This window comes from Serratia sp. JSRIV006, assembly GCF_019968685.1.
GTDB classification, from domain to species: domain Bacteria; phylum Pseudomonadota; class Gammaproteobacteria; order Enterobacterales; family Enterobacteriaceae; genus Chania; species Chania fonticola_B.
The window spans coordinates 605,646-626,127 of the sequence record NZ_CP074137.1 but is presented as its reverse complement, the minus strand read 5'-3'; the positions used below and the strand labels follow the sequence as shown (position 1 = coordinate 626,127).

General features: G+C 54.0%; 22 protein-coding genes and 1 pseudogene. 16 read left to right on the top strand and 7 right to left on the bottom strand.

The window, feature by feature from the left end; translation table 11 throughout:
• The first annotated feature begins 92 nt into the window (after positions 1-92).
• The 3 genes from KGP16_RS02895 to nrdG all read left to right on the top strand — a co-directional run bounded on the left by KGP16_RS02895 (position 93) and on the right by nrdG (position 4,405).
• Positions 93-980 carry a LysR family transcriptional regulator gene (locus KGP16_RS02895; RefSeq protein WP_037376526.1) on the top strand — a complete coding sequence of 296 codons (888 nt, stop codon included), beginning with the start codon at positions 93-95 and terminating at the stop codon, positions 978-980.
• 311 nt (positions 981-1,291) lie between these two features.
• Positions 1,292-3,430, top strand: coding sequence for an anaerobic ribonucleoside-triphosphate reductase (gene nrdD / locus KGP16_RS02890; RefSeq protein ID WP_166733970.1), 2,139 nt, complete (start codon positions 1,292-1,294; stop codon positions 3,428-3,430).
• A 510-nt stretch (positions 3,431-3,940) separates the two neighbouring features.
• Positions 3,941-4,405, top strand: a complete 465-nt coding sequence (gene nrdG / locus KGP16_RS02885) for an anaerobic ribonucleoside-triphosphate reductase-activating protein (protein WP_186486545.1) — start codon at positions 3,941-3,943, stop codon at positions 4,403-4,405.
• Here the strand turns inward: nrdG and KGP16_RS02880 are convergent.
• Positions 4,406-4,697: pseudogene (locus KGP16_RS02880) on the bottom strand (resolvase); the annotation flags it as partial.
• 465 nt (positions 4,698-5,162) lie between these two features.
• Here KGP16_RS02880 and KGP16_RS02875 point away from each other — a divergent pair.
• On the top strand, positions 5,163-5,870 hold the full coding sequence (locus tag KGP16_RS02875) for a hypothetical protein (RefSeq protein ID WP_209529923.1): 708 nt from the start codon (positions 5,163-5,165) through the stop codon (positions 5,868-5,870).
• Positions 5,871-6,125: 255 nt separating this feature from the next.
• Here KGP16_RS02875 and KGP16_RS02870 read toward each other — a convergent pair whose 3' ends face one another.
• The 3 genes from KGP16_RS02870 to KGP16_RS02860 all read right to left on the bottom strand — a co-directional run bounded on the left by KGP16_RS02870 (position 6,126) and on the right by KGP16_RS02860 (position 7,232).
• On the bottom strand, positions 6,126-6,602 hold the full coding sequence (locus tag KGP16_RS02870; protein ID WP_094981869.1) for an Hcp family type VI secretion system effector: 477 nt from the start codon (positions 6,600-6,602) through the stop codon (positions 6,126-6,128).
• A 136-nt stretch (positions 6,603-6,738) separates the two neighbouring features.
• Positions 6,739-6,936, bottom strand: a complete 198-nt coding sequence (locus tag KGP16_RS02865) for a type II toxin-antitoxin system RelE/ParE family toxin (RefSeq protein WP_223500791.1) — start codon at positions 6,934-6,936, stop codon at positions 6,739-6,741.
• A gap of 8 nt (positions 6,937-6,944) precedes the next feature.
• Positions 6,945-7,232 carry a type II toxin-antitoxin system RelB/DinJ family antitoxin gene (locus KGP16_RS02860; protein WP_021179086.1) on the bottom strand — a complete coding sequence of 96 codons (288 nt, stop codon included), beginning with the start codon at positions 7,230-7,232 and terminating at the stop codon, positions 6,945-6,947.
• Between the two features lie 297 nt (positions 7,233-7,529).
• On the opposite strand from KGP16_RS02860, the gene phnF reads away from it, so the two are divergent.
• From phnF to phnP, 10 genes are read left to right on the top strand one after another with little or no spacing between them, the layout of a single operon-like run.
• Positions 7,530-8,258, top strand: coding sequence for a phosphonate metabolism transcriptional regulator PhnF (phnF, locus tag KGP16_RS02855; protein ID WP_021807487.1), 729 nt, complete (start codon positions 7,530-7,532; stop codon positions 8,256-8,258).
• On the top strand, positions 8,259-8,702 hold the full coding sequence (phnG, locus tag KGP16_RS02850) for a phosphonate C-P lyase system protein PhnG (RefSeq protein ID WP_179248704.1): 444 nt from the start codon (positions 8,259-8,261) through the stop codon (positions 8,700-8,702).
• A gap of 3 nt (positions 8,703-8,705) precedes the next feature.
• Positions 8,706-9,302, top strand: coding sequence for a phosphonate C-P lyase system protein PhnH (gene phnH, locus KGP16_RS02845; protein WP_223498789.1), 597 nt, complete (start codon positions 8,706-8,708; stop codon positions 9,300-9,302).
• Positions 9,287-10,372, top strand: a complete 1,086-nt coding sequence (locus tag KGP16_RS02840) for a carbon-phosphorus lyase complex subunit PhnI (protein WP_094981873.1) — start codon at positions 9,287-9,289, stop codon at positions 10,370-10,372. Before phnH ends, KGP16_RS02840 begins: the two co-directional genes overlap by 16 nt.
• Positions 10,365-11,216, top strand: coding sequence for an alpha-D-ribose 1-methylphosphonate 5-phosphate C-P-lyase PhnJ (locus KGP16_RS02835; RefSeq protein ID WP_021807491.1), 852 nt, complete (start codon positions 10,365-10,367; stop codon positions 11,214-11,216). Before KGP16_RS02840 ends, KGP16_RS02835 begins: the two co-directional genes overlap by 8 nt.
• Complete coding sequence (gene phnK / locus KGP16_RS02830) at positions 11,216-12,004, top strand: phosphonate C-P lyase system protein PhnK (RefSeq protein ID WP_024483394.1); 789 nt, start codon at positions 11,216-11,218, stop codon at positions 12,002-12,004. The genes KGP16_RS02835 and phnK overlap by 1 nt, the downstream gene beginning before the upstream one ends.
• A gap of 13 nt (positions 12,005-12,017) precedes the next feature.
• Positions 12,018-12,722 (top strand): phosphonate C-P lyase system protein PhnL, encoded by a 705-nt coding sequence (gene phnL, locus KGP16_RS02825; protein ID WP_021807493.1) that lies wholly within the window; start codon positions 12,018-12,020, stop codon positions 12,720-12,722.
• The gene (gene phnM / locus KGP16_RS02820; RefSeq protein ID WP_115159481.1) at positions 12,719-13,855 is read left to right on the top strand and encodes an alpha-D-ribose 1-methylphosphonate 5-triphosphate diphosphatase; all 1,137 of its coding nucleotides are present in this window, start codon (positions 12,719-12,721) and stop codon (positions 13,853-13,855) included. The genes phnL and phnM overlap by 4 nt, the downstream gene beginning before the upstream one ends.
• The gene (gene phnN / locus KGP16_RS02815; protein WP_223500789.1) at positions 13,855-14,409 is read left to right on the top strand and encodes a ribose 1,5-bisphosphokinase; all 555 of its coding nucleotides are present in this window, start codon (positions 13,855-13,857) and stop codon (positions 14,407-14,409) included. Before phnM ends, phnN begins: the two co-directional genes overlap by 1 nt.
• A gap of 17 nt (positions 14,410-14,426) precedes the next feature.
• The gene (gene phnP / locus KGP16_RS02810; RefSeq protein ID WP_059199557.1) at positions 14,427-15,176 is read left to right on the top strand and encodes a phosphonate metabolism protein PhnP; all 750 of its coding nucleotides are present in this window, start codon (positions 14,427-14,429) and stop codon (positions 15,174-15,176) included.
• Here the strand turns inward: phnP and KGP16_RS02805 are convergent.
• The 3 genes from KGP16_RS02805 to KGP16_RS02795 form a co-directional block, all read right to left on the bottom strand.
• Positions 15,171-15,806: an NAD(P)H-binding protein gene (locus KGP16_RS02805; RefSeq protein WP_223498788.1), complete on the bottom strand. Its 636-nt coding sequence runs from the start codon at positions 15,804-15,806 to the stop codon at positions 15,171-15,173. The two genes, phnP and KGP16_RS02805, sit on opposite strands and share 6 nt — an antisense overlap.
• A gap of 67 nt (positions 15,807-15,873) precedes the next feature.
• The gene (locus tag KGP16_RS02800) at positions 15,874-16,929 is read right to left on the bottom strand and encodes a DUF1176 domain-containing protein (RefSeq protein WP_223500787.1); all 1,056 of its coding nucleotides are present in this window, start codon (positions 16,927-16,929) and stop codon (positions 15,874-15,876) included.
• A gap of 30 nt (positions 16,930-16,959) precedes the next feature.
• Positions 16,960-17,391: a YhbP family protein gene (locus KGP16_RS02795; protein ID WP_021807499.1), complete on the bottom strand. Its 432-nt coding sequence runs from the start codon at positions 17,389-17,391 to the stop codon at positions 16,960-16,962.
• Positions 17,392-17,820: 429 nt separating this feature from the next.
• Between KGP16_RS02795 and speFL the strand changes: the two genes are divergently transcribed.
• Together speFL and speF are read left to right on the top strand one after the other, a co-directional pair.
• Positions 17,821-17,925 (top strand): leader peptide SpeFL, encoded by a 105-nt coding sequence (gene speFL, locus KGP16_RS02790; protein ID WP_112363015.1) that lies wholly within the window; start codon positions 17,821-17,823, stop codon positions 17,923-17,925.
• A gap of 286 nt (positions 17,926-18,211) precedes the next feature.
• Positions 18,212-20,374: an ornithine decarboxylase SpeF gene (speF, locus tag KGP16_RS02785; RefSeq protein ID WP_094981876.1), complete on the top strand. Its 2,163-nt coding sequence runs from the start codon at positions 18,212-18,214 to the stop codon at positions 20,372-20,374.
• Positions 20,375-20,482: the final 108 nt, after the last annotated feature.

The following is a 20,482-nucleotide window of genomic DNA, read 5'->3' as shown; positions in this document are numbered from 1 at the left end:
GTTTATCGAAAGTAAGCCATTTTTTCATTTCCTCCGTTTCCGGTGTAGTCTGTAAACAGTCACATTAACTTCAACCTAAAGTATCAACCACTATGTCGCTGCCCATTGACGTGCACCGCCTGTTACCGGCGTTTCTCAGCGCTGCTCAAACAGAGAACTTCTCCGCCGCTGCACGCCAGTTGGGCGTGACGCCAGCGGCGATCAGCAAGAATATCCGCGTGCTGGAAGAGAAGCTGGCGCTGCGGCTGTTCCAACGTAACACTCACAGCGTGGTGCTGACTGACGAAGGCAAAGCCCTGCTGGAACAGGTAGCACCGCTATGGCAAGCGCTGACCGCCACGTTAGAGCTGGCAGGAGGCACACAACTCCCCCCCGCCGGTAGCGTGCGCGTCAGCATGATCCCAGGCTTTGGCCGCCAGGTACTGATGCCGCTGATCCCTGAGTTTTTACAACGCTACCCGATGATCGATCTGGATCTGTCACTGGATGCACGCGTGGTGAACCTGGTCGGTGAAGGTTTTGATGTGGGCATCGGCAGCCAGGTCGATCCCGATAGCCGGCTGGTAGCACGCCCGCTCTACCCGATGCAGATGCTATTGGTCGCTGCCCCCGGTTACCTTGCCCAACATGGCACACCGCAGGTGCCGGAAGATCTGCTGCAACATAGCTGCCTGCTGCACCGCAATCCGGCCACCGGGCGTAATGTAAAGTGGCCTCTGGCACACAAAACGCTGGATTTGCATGGCCGCCTGACGGCCAGCAGCCCGGAGATGTTGCTAGATTCCGCGCTGGCCGGGCTGGGCATTGCTTGCCTATCGCGCTGGTATGTGGAACAGCACTTTGCCCAGGGAACATTGCTACCGGTGCTGCCAGATCACTGGCCTAAACCCACGCAAATCTGGCTTTACTATGCCTCGGCAGATCTGCCGCCACGGGTGCGCGTCTGGGTCGATTTTTTACTGGCGCATTTTCGCCGCTAATCGGCATGATGCGATCGCAATCACGCTTTAACGATCTTTCAGATAATCGACATTTTCCATTCAAGCCGCTGATAGCAAGGGTTACAAATATTCCTGTAACGGGTAACTGTACAGCGTTCAAACTGCTCCCCCCATTCTTTGACCCACGTCAAAAAAAGCGGCACCACACCCATATATAGTGCCCCTAGAGATTCAATCACCTATATGTAGTAGTTATCCACAATATCATCCACACCCTCCGCAGCCCTTGCGCCCTGCGGTTTTGCCCTGTGGATAAGCCGACGCTCCCCCATGGGGACAGGAGTTACAACGTGAAACCAGTAGTGATTAAACGGGACGGTTGCCAGGTATCTTTTGACGAGATGCTGATCAAGCAGGCCATCGAGCGGGCCGCTTTGGCCGCTGAAGTTGTCGATGCCGACTACTGTGCTACCGTCGCCCGCGTAGTCGCTCAACAGATGGAAAACCGACCGCGAGTCGATATCCACGAAATCCAGCAGGCGGTAGAAAACCAGCTGATGTCTGGCCCGTATAAGCAACTGGCACGTACCTACATCGAATATCGCCACGATCGTGACGTCTCGCGTGAGCTGCGCGGGCGGCTGAACCAGGAAATTCGTGGCCTGGTGGAACAAAGCAACGTTGCGCTGCTCAATGAGAACGCCAATAAAGACAGCAAGGTGATCCCTACCCAACGCGATCTGCTGGCCGGTATCGTTGCCAAGCACTACGCCAAACAGCATATCCTGCCGCGCGATGTGGTGCTGGCGCATGAGCGCGGCGAAATCCACTATCACGATCTCGACTACTCACCGTTCTTCCCGATGTTCAACTGTATGCTGATCGATCTGAAAGGCATGCTGACCAACGGCTTCAAGATGGGTAACGCCGAGATCGAGCCGCCGAAGTCGATCTCCACCGCCACCGCCGTAACCGCGCAGATCATCGCTCAGGTTGCCAGCCATATTTATGGCGGCACTACCATCAACCGCATCGATGAGATCCTGGCCCCCTTCGTTACCGAGAGCTTCCACAAGCATCAGCAGGTAGCGCAGCAGTGGCAGATCCCAGACGTGGCAGGCTATGCGATGACCCGCACCGAGAAAGAGTGTTACGACGCCTTCCAGTCGCTGGAATATGAAGTCAACACTTTGCATACCGCCAACGGCCAGACGCCGTTTGTCACCTTCGGTTTCGGCCTGGGCACCAGTTGGGAATCGCGCATGATCCAGCAGTCGATCCTGAAAAATCGTATCGCCGGGCTGGGTAAAAATCGTAAAACCGCCGTGTTCCCGAAACTGGTCTTCGCCATCCGCGACGGCCTGAACCACAAATTTGGTGACGCCAACTACGACATCAAACAGCTGGCGTTGGAATGTGCCAGCAAACGCATGTATCCGGACATTCTCAATTACGATCAGGTGGTCAAGGTCACCGGTTCGTTTAAAACACCGATGGGTTGCCGCAGCTTCCTCGGCACCTATGAAGAAAACGGCGAGCAAATCCACGATGGCCGCAACAATATCGGCGTGATCAGCCTGAACCTGCCACGTATTGCTCTGGAAGCCCAGGGTAACGAAGACCGCTTCTGGCAGTTGCTGGATGAGCGCCTGCTGCTGGCCAAGAAAGCCCTGATGACCCGCATTGCCCGCCTGGAAGGTATCAAGGCCCGCGTGGCACCGATCCTGTATATGGAGGGAGCCTGCGGCGTGCGGTTGAAAGCCGACGACAATATCGCGGAGATCTTCAAGAACGGCCGCGCCTCGATTTCGCTGGGCTACATCGGCGTGCATGAAACCATCAACGCGCTGTTTGGCGCAGAAAAACACGTCTACGACGACGAGCAACTGCGCGCCAAAGCCATTGCCATCGTTGAGCGCCTGAAAAACGCCACCGAAAGCTGGAAAGAAGAAACCGGCTACGGCTTCAGCCTGTACAGTACGCCAAGTGAGAACCTGTGCGATCGCTTCTGCCGCCTGGATACCAGCGAGTTTGGCGTGGTCGCCGGGGTAACTGACAAGGGTTATTACACCAACAGTTTCCACCTCGACGTGGAGAAAAAGGTTAATCCGTACGACAAGCTGGACTTCGAAGCGCCATACCCACCTTTGGCCAACGGCGGTTTTATCTGTTACGGCGAATACCCGAACCTGCAGCACAACCTGAAGGCGCTGGAAGACGTGTGGGATTACAGCTACACCCGCGTGCCTTATTACGGCACCAACACGCCGATCGATGAGTGCTACGAGTGTGGCTACACCGGTGAGTTCTCCTGTACCAGCAAGGGCTTCACCTGCCCGAAATGTGGCAACCATGACTCGGCAAAAGTGTCGGTGACCCGCCGCGTATGTGGCTATCTGGGCAGCCCGGATGCCCGGCCGTTCAACGCCGGTAAGCAGGAAGAAGTGAAACGCCGGGTGAAACATCTGGGCAACGGGCAGATCGGTTAATTTCAGCCAGCGGCCCCTCACCCTAACCCTCTCCCACAGGGAGAGGGGACCGAATGTGCCACAACTTAACGACGGCATTCGTCCTCAACATAGCTTCTGGGCACAACATCGGGTCAGCTCCCTCTGACTAAAGGAGAGGCTTGAGATGAGAGGATGGGGCCAAATACGTCACGGGTGACTTCCATACCTGACTGCCGCACCGTACCTGCTCCTTCTCCCACAGAGGAGGGGACAGAAAGTGCCACAACTTAATTACTGCACTCGCCCTTGGTAACAAGTGAGAGGATGGGGCCATATACGTCACAGGTGACTTCCATACCTGACTGCCGCACCGTACCTGCTCCTTCTCCCACAGAGAGGGGGACAGAAAGTGTCACAACTTAATTACTGCACTCGCCCTTGGTAACAATGTTGCAGAGTAACTTCTGCACCTGAGCACAACGCCGGACCAGCTCCCTCTCCCTATGGGAGAGGGTTGGGGTGAGGGGCCATATAAAAGAACGCAACATTATGAATTTTCACCAGTATTATCCTATCGACGTGGTCAACGGCCCCGGCACCCGCTGCACGCTGTTTGTCGCAGGCTGCGTGCACCAATGCCCCGGTTGCTATAACAAAAGCACCTGGCGGCTGAACTCTGGCCTGCCGTTTACCCAGCAGATGGAAGATCAGGTCATAGCCGATCTCAACGACAAGCGTATTCCACGCCAAGGGCTGTCGCTGTCTGGTGGCGATCCGCTGCACCCGGCCAACGTCGCCGCCGTATTGCAGTTAGTCAAGCGAGTACACGCCGAATGCCCCGGCAAAGATATCTGGCTGTGGACCGGCTATAAGCTGGATGAACTGAATAGCGAGCAGATGCAGATCGTCGATCGGATTAACGTATTGATAGACGGCAAGTTTGTGCAGGATTTAAAAGACCCGTCGCTGATCTGGCGCGGCAGCGCTAACCAGGTGCTACATAAACTGCGCTAATGTTGATGTCCGTCCGGGGTTCCGACTGGCTTCGATTTGACGCTGTTTCCATGTCCCTAATAGCCACAACCAGCTGCGGGTATTTTCGCGATGGCTCCAGTTCAAAATCCCCTGGTCTTAGTGCAAGTGCTTCATTCAATCTTGCGCTGGTGTTCCATAGAGTATCAAAAAACATGCGCCGAGTTAGACCGTCAAAGTAGCTCAGCAATACGGCCACCTCTGGAGCTAGTAGATATTTCGGTAATCCTGCGCCCAACTGTGCGGCGTAATCACGCATCGATCGGACGATATCAAGCAACAGGTATCCCAGCCCCTGGGAGGTGTCGCTACATGAATTCTGTAAAAGTTCGCGGAGCGGCCACCGGCACAGAACGGGAAAGGAAAGAAGAAGAGGGCCAGCCCGATACACTACATATTGTGCGCTGGTCAGCTGCGATCGAAACCAGATGTTAATTTTTTGGGGATGGCCAAGAACGAAATGATCAACAAAGGATGTGAGCAAGTAAGCCGTACAAGGCGACATTTTAAGGCAGACAAAGAGCCTCAATTTAGAGGACTAAATTTTTGGTTTGCCGATGACATATAAATAACTAATAAATTAAAATCAAAAAATACATCATGTGAATGAAAATTTCGATCTTATCCATGCATATCAAACTATAACCTCATTTTTTCGTAAGGCTAGCTTTGAGGAATGCATTAGAGATATAATGTTTTTTTAGTACCAAATGCCGTATAAATAAAAGGAGCTTGTTAAATGGACTATAGTTACTTTCTTAGACAACAAATGCAGGCTGAAAGAAAAATGGCATTATCCCTTGATAAAGGTGTTGAGGGTGTCTATGAGAAAGCAATTGATACAACCGAGGCAATATATGATGGATTTGAAAGGCTATCATGGAGAACATCATGTTTCATAGATAAATATGAAGATGTTTGTCAAGAAATAAAAATAGAAGACGAACGGTATTTTTATGGTATTTTGGAGTTATTTGGAAAGAGAGATATACTTCTGCATATGCTGATTTTATATGTTGAGTTTGTTTTAGATGATGAGGATAGAACCCAAAGAGAAGCTAAATCAAGAACAAGAGGGACAAGTAAATTATTTGCTGCGTTTACTTCTGGAGTGCTAACTAAGAAAGCTATTGCTTATACAATAGGTAAATCTTTATCTGGATCGCCTGAAATTTTAGCCTCAATCAGGAAACAAACATATAAGAAAGGGCCATGGGCTTTAACAGGTGTTGCATTGTATGGGCAAGTTCAAAGAGCTGCTATGGCAGCAAGAAAACTAAGAACGCTTGAACCTCGCTATTATAACATACTATATAATAATAGAATTGAGATGCTATATATATATGTAGATCCAATTATAACGGCGTTAATAATGAAGCTTAAAAGTAAACATAACGCTACGCTTGAAGAAAAAATTGAAATTTTAGAAGAGGTAATTGGCTTATGATTATCGAAATATTAGAAATAATAAAAATCATGATTGGTTTTGTTTTAAAATACGTCAAACTAATTATATTTACTATATTTTTTAATTTCCTTCCAACTGCTGTCGTTATTTTATTGTATTTGCTGTATTTGGCATTCATACCAGAATATAGCGGGAGGTTATTAATAATATCAATTATTGTAGTCTTCTATTTATCTTGGAAGTATATCCCAGACAAGTATACATAAAAAGGCCGTTTAAAACGGCCTTCAATAACTAGAATACGCGCTCATCCCATATGCTGTATCCTGACGTGCCAGCTACATGAGTCCAGTCAATACTTTTATATGCTATGGATATGATTTCATAAGGCTGAACATCACTCTGTAATAGTGAGTTTGGACAGTGCTGACTAATGCTAACAATATATGCATCCTTTAGCTTTATAGTGTAAAATTTTTCAATCCTTCCAGTTGAATCTATTCGGTGCATATAAATTATAATTTGAAGTCTTTCATTTCCATCTAATGCAACCCCCAAAAGAGGCGATGACTTGTCAATAGGCTTGTTTATTACAATCGGATGGTGACAGACGTTTTGATCTCTTGTAAGGTCATGATCAAAAGAATAGATAAAAGCTTGGTCTTCATGCCCTTTTTGACTCCTATTGCCAATGGATGGTACTGATGAACAACCTGCGGAAATATGCCCTTGCTTTTCACCTTGAATATCTGCATAAATAGTTGTGGCCATTTAAATCTCCATTTTAATTAAGCGATTTAATAAAATCGAAGTTCCAGAGTAACAATCCACTCTGTGTATAATACTAGAAAGCCCAACAGTATACTTAGAGATTTACAAATGGATTTCATGAATGAAAGCTTTTTAATTATATGTTTTTATTATTGAATAATTGTGCGCTAACAAAGCTTGTGAGCCTAACCATTTCTGGGTTTTCTAGCAGAGACTCAACGGCAAGTTCAATCTCATCATCAACTTGTTCCGCGGCCAATGAATTGGGTGGATAAAGAAATTCAAAAATGCGTTCCCGATCTTGCAACGCAACGTCGTCCCATTCGATGCGCATAATAATCCTTATTTGGTTGCGTATTTCGCCCTGACTTTGGCTTTAAAGTCGCTCATTCTCTCCTCAGCTTGCCGCTGGGTAAGATAAACAGCCTCTCCTTCATGCAAACGGGCAAAGGCTGCATCAACCTTATCTTTCAACCAGTTTTCGTGTTCTTCAGCAGCACGTTGATCGTCCGCCATTTGTTGCGCTAAACGCCGACAGGCTTCACTTAAGGTCGTCCCTTTCGCTTCAGCAGCTTTCTGTGCCAACAGTTTAGTTTCATTTTCAATGCGAAACTGGATACGGCTTTCCATCTTCAAAACTCCTACATACTCCGTATTCAACATCCATAAACGTTAGCACGTTTGTGACAACAAAATAAGCCTTGTTGGTGTTTTTTCACTCAACCCAGCAAGTCAGCATCCACTCTTTACATTAATCTAAGCCATCATCTCCCTGTCCCAAATTGTTCATCAGTTCGCCACCTGCGCGTCACCTGATTGTCATCTGCCCCCGGCAACATTAGCCCAACTTTGTTACCGAGTGCCGATCATGAATGCTATCGCCGCTTTTTCGCTTTCTCCCCCAACCGAAGTGCCGAGGTATTGGCTATGACGCACTTATCTAGACATCCGACCAGTTACCCTACCCGATATCAACAGATTGCCGCCCAACTGGAGCAGGAACTGTGCAGCCAATACCGTTGCGGAGATTATCTACCTTCAGAACAACAGCTTGCCGAACGTTTTGAGGTCAATCGCCACACGCTGCGCCGCGCCGTAGACGAGCTGGTAGAGCGCGGTTGGCTGCAGCGCCGCCACGGCATCGGCATTCTGGTATTGCTACGCCCGTATAACTATCCGCTGCACGCCAACACCCGCTTCAGCCAGAACCTGTTCGAGCAGGGCAGTCACCCCACCAGTGAGCGCTTACTTGCTGTTTTACGCCCGTGTAATGGGCATATCGCCAGCGCCCTCAGCCGCGAAGAGGGGGAAACCATTATCCACTTACGCACCCTGCGCCGGGTGAACGGCGTTCCCCTCAGCGTGATCGACCACTATCTGCCCGATCTGGACTGGTGGCCCGCACTGCAACAGTTCCACAGCGGCTCGCTGCATGAGTTTATCCAACAACAGATCCACCAGCCGCTGACCCGCCGCCAGACCCGCATCAGCGCACGGCGTGCCCAGGCCAAAGAGAGCCGCCTGCTGGAGATAGCAACCCATGCCCCTTTGCTATGCGTGCGCACCCTAAATACCTGTATCGGCAGCGATTTGGTGGCGGAATACTCCGTCAGCCTGGCGCGCGCCGACATGATCGAACTGACGATGGAGCACTGAATGCAATCCTTACAGCAGAGACAACGCTGGATGTCGGTCCTGGCGCATAGCCAACCCGCCCAGTTGCGCAGCCACTGGCAGGCGCTGAACCTCAACCCAAGCTACCAGCGCCTGCGCGCCCCTGAGATTGGCCTGACACAGCTGCTAGGGCGGATGGGAGCGACCGGCCGCCGCTTTGTACTGGGCGACATGACCGTCACCCGTGCCGTGGTGCAGTTGGAAAACGGTGGCCAGGGCTACAGCTACATAACCGGGCGTGACAAGGAACATGCCGAACTCTGTGCGCTGATCGACGCCCTGCTACAACAACCCGCCAACCATGAATTGCTACAGCTTCAGCTGATTGAGCCCCTGGCCGCACTGCAGCAGGAGCAGCGTCAACTGCGCGCCCGTGCCGTAGCAGCCAGCCGGGTAGACTTCTTTACGCTGGTGCGAGGGGATTAAGCCATGACGTTATTAGCCGGTTTTGACCAGCCGATTGAGCAATCCCAGTCTGCTTTCCGTTTGATTTTAAAGGCGTTGAGTGAGCCTGGCGTGATTGTTGAACTGCCAAATTGCCCGGCATGGGGTGCGCTGAACGCCGCCAGCACTGCCGTGATACTGACGCTGGCAGATCAGGAAACCCCGCTCCAGCTCTGTGCCGACCTTAAAAGTGAGCAAGTGCTAACTAACATTCGTTTTCATACCGGTGCTCCGCTGGCGACCCGGCAGGAAGATATCCATCTGGCGGTATGGGATGACCAATTACGGCCTGCCGAGCTGAGCGCATTACCCCACGGCAATGAAGTCTCACCGGAGTTCGGTGCCACGCTGGTGGTACAGGTTACCGCATTGGCAGGCAGCCACACACTGCGCCTTTCCGGCCCCGGTATTGAAAAAAAACGGGAAATTGCCCCGCCGTTGCCAGCTGCCCTACGGGCTTATCTACTCGAACGGCCTCAGCGCTTCCCGCTAGGTCTGGACATTATCTTGACCTGCGGTGAGCGTCTGATGGCGCTGCCAAGAACCACCCGCGTGGAGGAGTGCTTATGTACGTTGCGGTGAAAGGGGGCGAAAAGGCCATCGAGGCTGCCCATCAACTACAGGAAAATCTGCGCCGGGGTGACGAAGCTGTCCCAGCACTTAGCGCGGAGCAAATCGGTGAACAGCTTGGCTTGGCGGTTGACCGGGTGATGACGGAGGGCGGTATTTACGATCGCCAACTGGCCGCGTTAGCGATAAAACAGGCCAGTGGCGACCTGGTAGAGGCTATTTTCCTGCTGCGTGCCTATCGCACTACTCTGCCGCGCCTGGCCGTCAGCGAACCGCTAGCTAGCGAGAACATGCGGTTGGAGCGGCGCATCTCAGCGGTTTACAAAGACTTGCCCGGTGGCCAGGTGCTTGGCCCGACCTACGACTATACCCACCGCCTGCTGGATTTTGCGCTGTTGGCCAACGGTGAAACACCTCCGGCACCACAGGCCGATGAGCCACTACCAGAGAACTGCGCCCACGTGTTCGACCTTCTCAACCAGCAACGGCTGGCGCTGGCAGAAGAGGATGACGGCAGCACTCCGGACGATATTACCCGTAACCCGCCGGTTTACCCCTGCTCCCGCTCGGCGCGCTTACAGCAGCTAGTGCGTGGAGATGAGGGCTTTCTGCTGGCATTAAGCTATTCCACCCAACGCGGGTATGGCCGTAACCATCCGTTCGCCGGAGAGATCCGCAGCGGTTACGTTACCGTGGAGATCGTGCCGGAAGAGTTGGGTTTCGCCGTCGATATCGGCGAGATCCTGCTGACTGAGTGCGAGATGGTGAACGGCTTTGTCGACCCGCAGGACCGGCCACCGCACTTTACCCGTGGCTATGGGCTGGTATTTGGCCGCTCGGAACGTAAAGCCATGGCGATGGCGCTGGTGGATCGCGCCCTGCAAACCGCCGAGTACGGCGAGGACGTGGCAGGCCCGGCGCAGGACGAAGAGTTTGTGCTGGCGCACGCCGATAACGTGGAGGCCGCCGGTTTTGTCTCCCACCTCAAGCTGCCGCACTACGTCGATTTCCAGGCCGAACTGGAGCTGCTCAAACGCCTGCAGCAGGAATTTGCCGCCCTTCAGGAGACCCGCCATGAGTGAAGTATTGACCGGCTATAACCTCGGTTATCTGGATGAACAAACCAAGCGTATGATCCGCCGCGCCCTGCTCAAAGCGGTGGCGATCCCCGGCTATCAGGTGCCGTTTGGTGGCCGTGAGATGCCGATGCCTTATGGCTGGGGCACCGGCGGCATTCAGATCACTGCCAGCATCATTGGCCGTGCCGACGTGCTGAAGGTCATCGATCAGGGCGCAGACGACACCACCAACGCGGTCTCCATCCGCCGCTTCTTCCAGCGCGTAGCCGGTGTTGCTACCACTGAGCGTACGCCAGAAGCCACGCTGATCCAGACCCGTCACCGTATTCCGGAAACGCCATTGCAGGCGGATCAAATCCTGATTTATCAGGTGCCCATCCCGGAGCCGCTGCGCTTTATCGAACCGCGCGAGACCGAAACGCGCAAGATGCACGCGCTGGAAGAGTACGGCGTGATGCAGGTGAAGCTGTATGAAGATATCGCCCGCTACGGCCATATCGCCACCACCTATGCCTATCCGGTGAAGGTTAACGATCGCTATGTGATGGACCCATCACCGATCCCTAAATTCGATAATCCGAAGATGCACATGATGCCCGCGTTGCAACTGTTCGGCGCCGGGCGTGAAAAACGCATCTACGCCCTGCCGCCGTTTACCAAGGTGGAAAGCCTGGACTTTGACGACCATCCGTTCAGCGTACAGCAATGGGAAGAACCTTGCGCCCTGTGCGGCTCGCGCCACAGCTATCTGGATGAGGTGGTGCTCGACGACCAGGGCAACCGGATGTTCGTCTGCTCAGACACCGATTTCTGCCAGCAACAACTCAACCAAGAGGTACCGCACTGATGACTTCCGCTCCATTGAGTGCCACGCCGTTGCTGACGGTCGACAACCTCACCCACCTTTACGCGCCGGGCAAGGGTTTCAGCAACGTGTCATTCGATATCTATCCTGGTGAAGTGCTGGGCATCGTCGGCGAATCCGGCTCGGGTAAAACCACGTTGCTCAAGTCGATCTCCGCCCGGCTGGCCCCACAACAGGGGCAGATCCTCTACCGCCCACAACCGGGGCAACAACAGGATCTGTACGCCATGGCAGAAAGCGATCGCCGCCGCCTGCTGCGCACCGACTGGGGCGTGGTCCATCAGCATCCGCTCGACGGTCTGCGGCCACAGGTGTCTGCCGGTGGCAACATCGGTGAGCGCCTGATGGCTATCGGCCAGCGTCATTACGGTGATATTCGCCAGCAGGCTAAACAATGGCTGGAAGACGTGGAGATCCCGGTTTCTCGTCTGGATGACCTGCCCACCACCTTCTCCGGCGGTATGCAGCAGCGTTTGCAGATCGCCCGCAATCTGGTGACCCACCCCAAGCTGGTGTTTATGGATGAGCCGACCGGCGGGCTGGACGTTTCCGTGCAGGCGCGCCTACTGGATCTGCTGCGCAATCTGGTGGTGGAAATGCAGCTGGCGGCGGTGATCGTCACTCACGATCTGGGGGTTGCACGCCTGCTGGCCCACCGTTTGCTGGTGATGAAGGAAGGTGAAGTGGTGGAAAGCGGTCTGACCGATCGGGTGCTGGACGACCCGCACCATCCGTACACCCAACTGCTGGTCTCTTCGGTTCTTTCGTAACACAGGTGAGATAATGACAATTAAAATCCGGGTTGAACACCTGAGCAAAACCTTTGTCCTGCACCAACAACACGGCACCCGCCTGCCGGTGTTGCAGGATGCCAACCTGACCGTCAGCAGCGGCGAATGCGTGGTGCTGCACGGCCACTCGGGCAGTGGGAAATCCACCCTGCTGCGCTCGCTGTATGCCAACTATCTGCCAGACAGCGGCAAGATCTGGATCCATCACCAAAACGACTGGCTGGAGCTGGTTCAGGCCGAGGCTCGTCAGATCCTGGCGGTGCGCCGCCACACCATCGGCTGGGTCAGCCAGTTTCTACGGGTGATACCCCGCATCAGCGCGCTGGAAGTGGTGATGCAGCCGTTGCTGGAATCCGGCGTTGAGCGTAGCGAATGCCGTGAACGTGCCGAAGCCCTACTTAACCAGCTCAACGTGCCGCAGCGCCTATGGCAGTTGGCCCCTTCGACCTTTTCCGGTGGTGAGCAACAGCGGGTGAATATCGCCCGTGGCTTTATCAAGGATTACCCCATTCTGCTGCTGGACGAGCCGACCGCCTCCCTCGACAGCCGCAATAGCGCGGCGGTGGTGAACCTGATCGAACAGGCCAAACAGCGTGGCGCTGCCATCGTCGGTATTTTCCACGACGCAGGCACCCGTCAGCAGGTGGCAGACCGTTTACATACCATGCAGGCCCCACAGGTTCTGGAGACGCCATGATTATCAATAACGTCAAGCTGGTGCTGGAACACCAGATCGTTGCAGGTTCACTGGAAATGACCGACGGCGTGATCCGCAGCTTTGCCGATACCCCAAGCCAGTTACCGCAGGCGCTGGATGGCGAAGGCGGCTGGTTGCTACCCGGGTTGATCGAGCTGCATACCGACAATCTGGACAAGTTTTTCACCCCGCGCCCCAACGTGGACTGGCCAGCGCATTCGGCCATGAGCAGCCACGACGCGCTGATGGTCGCCAACGGCATCACCACGGTGCTGGATGCGGTGGCGATCGGTGACGTGCGCGACGGCGGGCATCGGCTGGAAAACCTGCAAAAAATGATCGACGCGGTGATCTACAGCCAGCGAGCCGGAGTGAACCGGGCCGAACACCGGTTGCACCTGCGCTGCGAGTTACCCCATAGCAGTACCCTGCCGCTGTTCGAACAGTTGATGGATAAACCGGGCGTGTCTTTGGTGTCGCTGATGGACCATTCGCCGGGCCAGCGCCAGTTCGCCTCACGGGAGAAATATCGTGAATACTACCAGGGCAAATATCACCTCAATGACCAGCAGATGAGCGAGTTCGAGATAGAGCAGATGAGCCTGTCCGAACGCTGGGCCACACCGAACCGCGAGGCGATCGCCGCCCACTGCCGGGCGCGTAATATCGCCCTGGCCAGCCACGACGATGCCACCGCCGAACACGTCAGCGAATCCAGTGCGCTGGGCAGCGTGATTGCCGAATTCCCGACCACCGAAGCGGCAGCCCGGGCCTCACATCAGCAAGGTTTGCAGGTGCTGATGGGCGCACCGAATATCGTGCGCGGGGGTTCACACTCCGGCAATGTGGCGGCTCATCATCTGGCGGCCCTTGGCGTGCTGGATATTCTCTCTTCCGATTATTACCCTGCCAGCCTGTTGGATGCGGCGTTTCGTCTGGCAAACGACGATCGCAACGCTTTCAGCCTGCCGCAGGCGGTACAGTTGATCACCCGCAACCCGGCACGAGCGTTGGGTTTGCAGGATCGTGGCCTGATCGCTGAGGGGCTGCGCGCAGATCTGGTATTGGCCAGGCCGCACGGCGAGCATATCTACGTGCAAAACGTCTGGCGTCAGGGCAAACAGGTGTTCTGATGGCTTATCTCATCTATCTGATGGGCCCGTCTGGGGCAGGCAAGGACAGCCTGCTCGAGCGGCTGCGGGCAGCCACCGGTGCCGGGCCGCTGGTGGCGCACCGTTACATCACCCGCCCGGCCAATGCTGGCTGCGAGAACCATATCGCCCTGAGCGAACAGGAGTTTCTGTGCCGCCGTGCCAAGGGGTTATTCGCCCTGGACTGGCAGGCGCATGAGCACCGATACGCCTTTGGTATTGAGGTCGATCTGTGGCTATTGCAAGGGATCGACGTGGTGGTCAACGGATCCCGCGCTCATTTGCCACAGGCGCTGCAACGCTATGGCGCTCAACTGTTGCCGGTCTGTCTGCAGGTTTCCCCGACGGTGCTGCGCCAAAGGTTGGAACAACGCGGGCGGGAGAACGCGATACAGATCGAGCAACGGCTGGCGCGGGCGGCCGACTATCAGCAGACTCTGCCGGTTGGCTGCCACCTGCTGGATAACAACGGCGATCTCGGACATACCCTCAACGCACTGCTGGCCTTAACCACCGGGCAGCCTGCAATGCAGTAAGAAAAGAGGAAACCAACATGCAACTGACCTTTCTTGGTACCGGCGGCGCTCAGCAGGTGCCCGCCTTTGGCTGCGAATGCCTAGTGTGCCAACGGGCGCGGCGTGAACCAGCATTTCGGCGGCGAGCGTGCAGCGCGATGATCACATTTCAAGGGGAAACAACGTTACTGGATGCGGGATTGAGCTCATTGGAAAGGCGTTTTGCGGCGGGGGAAATTCAACGTTTTTTACTGACACATTACCACATGGATCACGTTCAGGGGTTATTTCCTTTGCGCTGGGGGTGCGGAAATGCGATCCCGGTCTACGGCCCAGCCGATGAGCAAGGCTGTGACGACCTGTTCAAACACCCCGGTATTCTGGCGTTCCAACCCCCGTTGCCCCCCTTTGAAACGGTTAAACTAGGCGGGCTGCACATCACGCCGTTACCGTTGATCCATTCCAAACTCACCCACGGCTATCTGATCCAGGCCGCAGGCAAAGCCCTGGCCTATCTGACCGACACCGTCGGCCTACCGCCAGAAACCACACGCTACCTGCAACAGGTCACTCTCGATTTACTGGTGTTGGATTGCAGCCTGCCGCCGCAGCCACAGACACCGCGTAATCACAACGATCTGCCCCGCGCGCAGGAGATCCAACAACGCTTGCAGCCACGGCGTACTCTGCTGACGCACATCAGCCATCACCTCGATTTGTGGTTGATGACCAACGAACTGCCGCCAGGCATGGAGCTGGCATTCGATAATCTGTGCGTTGAGCTATAAACGGTGCGAGCAGTGCAACTGGTCGGATTCTAAAATCTTGACGCCGCTGCCAGGGCTGAAGGCCTGTGTCAGCAGCGTTTGCGCCACATCTTTGGCAGCAACGCCCTTCCATTTGCCAGGCAGCAGGCCGAACAACGGTTGACTGAGCCGTTCCAGCAAACGCGGTTCAGCACGGGAACCGAACAACATTGAAGGACGTACCAACGTCAGGCGCGGCCAGTTCTGCTCACGCAGCGCCTGCTCCATCTGCCCTTTGGTGCGGTTGTACAGAAATAAGGATTTCGAGTTGGCCCCAATTGCGCTCACCACCAGGCAATGCTGCGCGCCGAGGCGCTGCCCGGTAAGGGCCGTTTCAACCACCAACTGATAGTCGACATGGCGGAATGCCTCCGCGCTCCCGGCCTGACTGCGCGTGGTGCCCAGGCAGCAGAATACCTCATCCACCGGCTGTGCCAGTTGCGTCAACAACTCGTGCAGATCGCCCCCGACCGGATTGTGCAATTTGGCGTGTGGTGGCAACGCCTTACGCGTGGGAGCAATGACCGAAGTGACCTGCCTATCTGCCAACAACAGACGCAGCAGTTCACTTCCCACCAGCCCGCTGGCGCCTGTGATCAGTACCCGTGCCATATGTTTTCCTCCTCACCCTCTGTTTGCCCAAGGCACAGAACCGCCCGTGGAGACTCTCTAGTTCTTTTTACTGCGCCGCTTTCACCTCGGCGACGTACGTCGGTAAATCCCAGGTTCCGCCCGCATGGATTAAACGGCACAGGCCGGTGGTGGCCTCGTTGCTTTGACGGAACGCCGTGCCATCCCATACCCAACTGGCAGTGGCCCAGCAATCACCCAATCCACGCCCCTTTTGCCCCATTGAGATTATCCCTTCATCATAGCCAGAGCCGGAATTGGTCACCAATACCGGGGCCTGCTTCAGGGCGCTGTCGATCACCCAATAACCGTAACCTTCGTTATAGGCCGCCCGCCAACACACGGCGGTGATCAGGGCATGCCCATTACCGAGCGGGGTCAGCGTGATGCCATCCTCGCTTGCGCCATCGTTATCCTCTGGGGACTGCATGCGGTCGCAATCATCCGGTTGCAGCGTCGCCAGCAGTTTAGGTGTCAGCGCGGCGATCTCGGGTGCCGTAAGCGGGCGCTCTTCCGCCTTGGGCACCTTCACTGCCTGGATCACCGGGGCAGGAATGGCTGCTGGCACGCTGCTTTCCGGCTTGTCGCCTTTTTTAGTCAAAGCACCAGGCGTGCCGATACGCCCCTGCACATCATCCATCTTCAATAAGGTGGCCGAAGCCCCCTCGCCTGACAGCACGAAAGGTGCGGGGCCGCCTTTAAATTCAACCGTGCCGCTGCCTTTGATTGCGCCGATCAGTGCCAGAGTCTGGCTTGCTGACAGGTTCCAGTTTCCCTCCTTGGTCGGTTTGAGCGCACCAGCCGACTTGCCGTTGATCCACAGCGTCAGCTTTGCCACCGCGGCTGAATCACCCTCTTCGTAGTCCGCCAAGGTCACTTCCCCCGTTGGGACAGTGCCAGGGCCAGCAATGCGCGTGATCAGCACCGAACCGTTCGAAGCGCTTGGCTCATCTTCATTAGCGTAGCCCGCCGCACGACAGGTATTGGTGTTGTCACAGGCCAATTCCCAGTTCTTATGGCTAAAGGAAACTCCGCTGTCTTGCGCCATCGCCGGGGAAACCAATGCCGCCAATAACGATAAAGCAGCTATCTCGGTATTTTTCATGCCATCGATCCTTAATATTCAGCTCGATTATCAACGTGCCCAGTGCAGCTTTTTGCCAAAGCCCAGGGTGTTATCGGTCATCTTCACTTCCTGCAACGCGATCTGCCAAATAGGCGCTTTCATCACCTTGGCCACCGGGAAGCGTTTGCAGTAACGCGTTCGGGCCAGTTCGGCCTCGTCCCCGGCCAACAGCGTGATTTCCCCCGCGTATTGTACCCCTTTGATCAGCGCAACGGTCTTGGGCTGCGGCGCAATAGTGCCCACAATCCGGTTGTTGCGTTGCATCAGTTCGCCATGGCGAGTGTGCGGTTCGGTCATCAGCCATAGCGCCATGCGCTCGGCATCGAATACGTAAAAGCAGTTGGCGCACCACATCGCCGTGCCATCACCGGCACAAAGCGTGAGCACATGCTGCTTACTGAGAAAACGGATAATGTGCAGCCGATCTTCGATCTGATCCAACGTAAGTTCTCCTTATCACCTCCGCCATCTTACCTGCAGATTTGAAGACAGTCACAATTAGCGACAAATTATGCTCAACATAAAACTAGCATATTAATTAGCAATTCATGCATCTTTATGCAAGATAAGCCTGACTACAGTAATAACAAATAAAAAACATCCTAGCTTTATTTCTGCTATTACCCGCTTTTATTGAGGGTGATTTACAGGAGCTTGGTTAGCCTAAACCAAATTTATCCAGTCCGTTGGTTCCATTTGTAGCAATTACTTCACATATACCCTCACGGTAGATTTCATAGCTATTCACTCCGGTGCATAGAAAATGAATAGTTAAGTATAAATCGCATGATTAACGTGATCTGCATCACTTTATTTCCGTATTTAGGGGATAAAATAGCGCCAAGTCCGAAACCCATAGGTAGATGGAAAATGGAAAACAACAACAGAAAGATGGCTCATATCCGACGAACTACACATATTATGATGATGGCTCACCGCAGCTGCTTTAGCTTTGCCTTTTTTAACTTCAGATAAACTCCCTCCTCTGCGTTCTTATTACGTCTTGCAGCCAGACCTATGCCAACGATCATTCCCTGCGCCTGATGGCGATGGTATCGCTTTGTTTTGCTTAAAAACAGAGTGGATCCGGCATCATTGCAACCTCGTTTAAGAACCCAAAAAATTTCGTCAAAATAAACTCGTAACCTAATTATGTTTTATGAACATGATTACGCTCACGCATACCTTTATTTTAACGAAAATACTTTCTGGCAAAGACCTTATTTGCCGGCGGGATATTTTCGCCTGAAGAATGACAAAAATGAACAAACTAAAAATTGCAGCGAACCCAAAAACTCTCTCTTGCTTTGAAACCACACGTGAAATTAGCGATGTGCACCACAGCGACTTTAATGACGTAGCCGCCATCGTGCTTTCCGTGGAAGACGTACAGCAAGGCCTGGTGGCACAGTTGGAAGAAACCGGTTTACACATTCCGATCTTTGTCGCCGTCTGCTGTGAAGAAGAACTGGATAACGCCGTATTACCGGCGCTGAACGGCGTATTTGAACTCTGTGGCAAGAACACTCAGTTCTACGGCAAGCAGCTGGAAGCCGCAGCGGTAAAATATGAAAGCGAGCTGCTACCACCGTTCTTTAATACCCTGACCCAATATGTCGAGATGGGTAACGCCACCTTCGCCTGCCCAGGCCATCAGGGCGGTGAGTTCTTCCGCAAACACCCCGCAGGCCGCCAGTTCTTTGATTTCTATGGTGAAACGCTGTTCCGCTCCGATATGTGCAACGCCGACGTTAAGCTGGGCGATCTGCTGATCCACGAAGGCGCGCCTTGCGATGCACAAAAACACGCCGCCAAGGTGTTCAACGCCGATAAAACCTATTTCGTGCTGAACGGGACTTCGGCTTCCAATAAAGTGGTAACCAACGCCCTGCTGAGCCGTGGCGATCTGGTCCTGTTCGACCGTAACAACCATAAGTCCAACCACCATGGCGCGCTGATCCAGGCCGGGGCAACGCCGGTATATCTGGAAACGGCACGTAACCCGTTCGGCTTTATCGGCGGCATCGATGCTCACTGCTTTGAAGAAGGCTATCTGCGCCAGCAAATCCGCGAGACCGCACCGGAACGCGCCAACGACGCGCGGCCATTCCGCCTGGCGATTATCCAACTGGGGACTTACGACGGCACGATCTATAACGCTCGCCAGGTCGTCGACAAAATTGGCCACCTGTGTGATTACATCCTGTTTGACTCTGCCTGGGTCGGCTATGAGCAGTTCATCCCAATGATGAAAGACTGCTCGCCGCTGCTGCTGGAACTGAACGAAAACGATCCGGGGATCATCGTTACCCAGTCGGTACATAAACAGCAGGCCGGTTTCTCACAGACCTCGCAGATCCATAAAAAAGACAGGCACATCAAAGGGCAAGATCGTTACTGCAACCATAAGCGTTTCAATAACGCCTTTATGCTGCACGCGTCCACCAGCCCGTTCTACCCGCTGTTTGCCGCACTGGATGTGAACGCTAAAATGCATGAAGGCAAGAGCGGCCAACGCCTTTGGAAAGAGTGTGTGCGCATCGGCATTGAGTCACGCAAAATGCTGTTGGACACCTGCACCATGATCAAACCTTTTGTCCCAGAGCAAATCGACGGTAAACCTTGGCAGTCCTACAGCACCGAAGCCATGGCCAACGATCTGCGCTTCTTCAACTTTGTCCCTGGCGAAAAATGGCATGCCTTCGAGGGTTATGAGGAATCACAATACTTTGTGGATCCCTGCAAGCTGCTGTTGACCACGCCGGGCATCGATACCGCCAGCGGCGAATACAGCAGCTTTGGTATCCCGGCGACCATTCTGGCTAACTACCTGCGTGAAAACGGTATTGTGCCGGAGAAATGTGACCTGAACTCTATCCTGTTCCTGCTCACCCCGGCGGAAGATATCGCCAAAATGCAGCATCTGGTGGCGCTGATTGCCCGCTTCGAAAAACACGTCGAACAGGACTCCTTGCTGAGTGAAGTCCTGCCAACCGTGTACAAGAACAACGAAAAACGTTACCAGAACTACACCCTGCGCCAGCTGTGCCAAGAGATGCACGATCTGTACGTCAGCTACAATGTGAAAGAATTGCAGAAGGAAATGTTCCGTAAAAGCCATTTCCCACGCGTCGCCATGGATCCACAAACCGCCAATACCGAATTCGTACGTGGCAAGGTGGAGCTGGTTTCTCTCGCTAAAGCCGAAGGCCGCATTGCCGCCGAAGGTGCGTTGCCTTACCCACCGGGCGTGCTGTGCGTAGTCCCAGGGGAAATCTGGGGGGGATCTGCTCAACGCTATTTCCTGGCGTTGGAAGAAGGGATTAATTTATTACCCGGATTTGCTCCAGAATTACAAGGCGTTTATATCCAGCAGGATGAAGATGGCTGGAACCGGGCTTACGGTTATGTCATGAAAGCATAATTAACTCCAGGGAGGCGGCATATTTTTGCCGCCAGACATACAGAGATATTCCTCGAATTTGAAGCGGAATGGATATGGCTGGAAAAAATTCGAGAAATATAAGAGCGA

Coding starts and splice junctions, on each gene's coding strand:
- phnF (WP_021807487.1), top strand. CDS start 7,530: ATGACGCACTTATCTAGACATCCGACCAGTTACCCTACCCGATATCAA.
- KGP16_RS02805 (WP_223498788.1), bottom strand. CDS start 15,806: ATGGCACGGGTACTGATCACAGGCGCCAGCGGGCTGGTGGGAAGTGAA.
- phnK (WP_024483394.1), top strand. CDS start 11,216: ATGACTTCCGCTCCATTGAGTGCCACGCCGTTGCTGACGGTCGACAAC.
- KGP16_RS02870 (WP_094981869.1), bottom strand. CDS start 6,602: ATGGCCACAACTATTTATGCAGATATTCAAGGTGAAAAGCAAGGGCAT.
- KGP16_RS02835 (WP_021807491.1), top strand. CDS start 10,365: ATGAGTGAAGTATTGACCGGCTATAACCTCGGTTATCTGGATGAACAA.
- KGP16_RS02865 (WP_223500791.1), bottom strand. CDS start 6,936: ATGCGCATCGAATGGGACGACGTTGCGTTGCAAGATCGGGAACGCATT.
- phnN (WP_223500789.1), top strand. CDS start 13,855: ATGGCTTATCTCATCTATCTGATGGGCCCGTCTGGGGCAGGCAAGGAC.
- phnL (WP_021807493.1), top strand. CDS start 12,018: ATGACAATTAAAATCCGGGTTGAACACCTGAGCAAAACCTTTGTCCTG.
- KGP16_RS02895 (WP_037376526.1), top strand. CDS start 93: ATGTCGCTGCCCATTGACGTGCACCGCCTGTTACCGGCGTTTCTCAGC.
- KGP16_RS02860 (WP_021179086.1), bottom strand. CDS start 7,232: ATGGAAAGCCGTATCCAGTTTCGCATTGAAAATGAAACTAAACTGTTG.
- phnP (WP_059199557.1), top strand. CDS start 14,427: ATGCAACTGACCTTTCTTGGTACCGGCGGCGCTCAGCAGGTGCCCGCC.
- speFL (WP_112363015.1), top strand. CDS start 17,821: ATGGAAAACAACAACAGAAAGATGGCTCATATCCGACGAACTACACAT.
- nrdG (WP_186486545.1), top strand. CDS start 3,941: ATGAATTTTCACCAGTATTATCCTATCGACGTGGTCAACGGCCCCGGC.
- phnM (WP_115159481.1), top strand. CDS start 12,719: ATGATTATCAATAACGTCAAGCTGGTGCTGGAACACCAGATCGTTGCA.
- phnG (WP_179248704.1), top strand. CDS start 8,259: ATGCAATCCTTACAGCAGAGACAACGCTGGATGTCGGTCCTGGCGCAT.
- KGP16_RS02875 (WP_209529923.1), top strand. CDS start 5,163: ATGGACTATAGTTACTTTCTTAGACAACAAATGCAGGCTGAAAGAAAA.
- phnH (WP_223498789.1), top strand. CDS start 8,706: ATGACGTTATTAGCCGGTTTTGACCAGCCGATTGAGCAATCCCAGTCT.
- KGP16_RS02840 (WP_094981873.1), top strand. CDS start 9,287: ATGTACGTTGCGGTGAAAGGGGGCGAAAAGGCCATCGAGGCTGCCCAT.
- speF (WP_094981876.1), top strand. CDS start 18,212: ATGAACAAACTAAAAATTGCAGCGAACCCAAAAACTCTCTCTTGCTTT.
- KGP16_RS02800 (WP_223500787.1), bottom strand. CDS start 16,929: ATGAAAAATACCGAGATAGCTGCTTTATCGTTATTGGCGGCATTGGTT.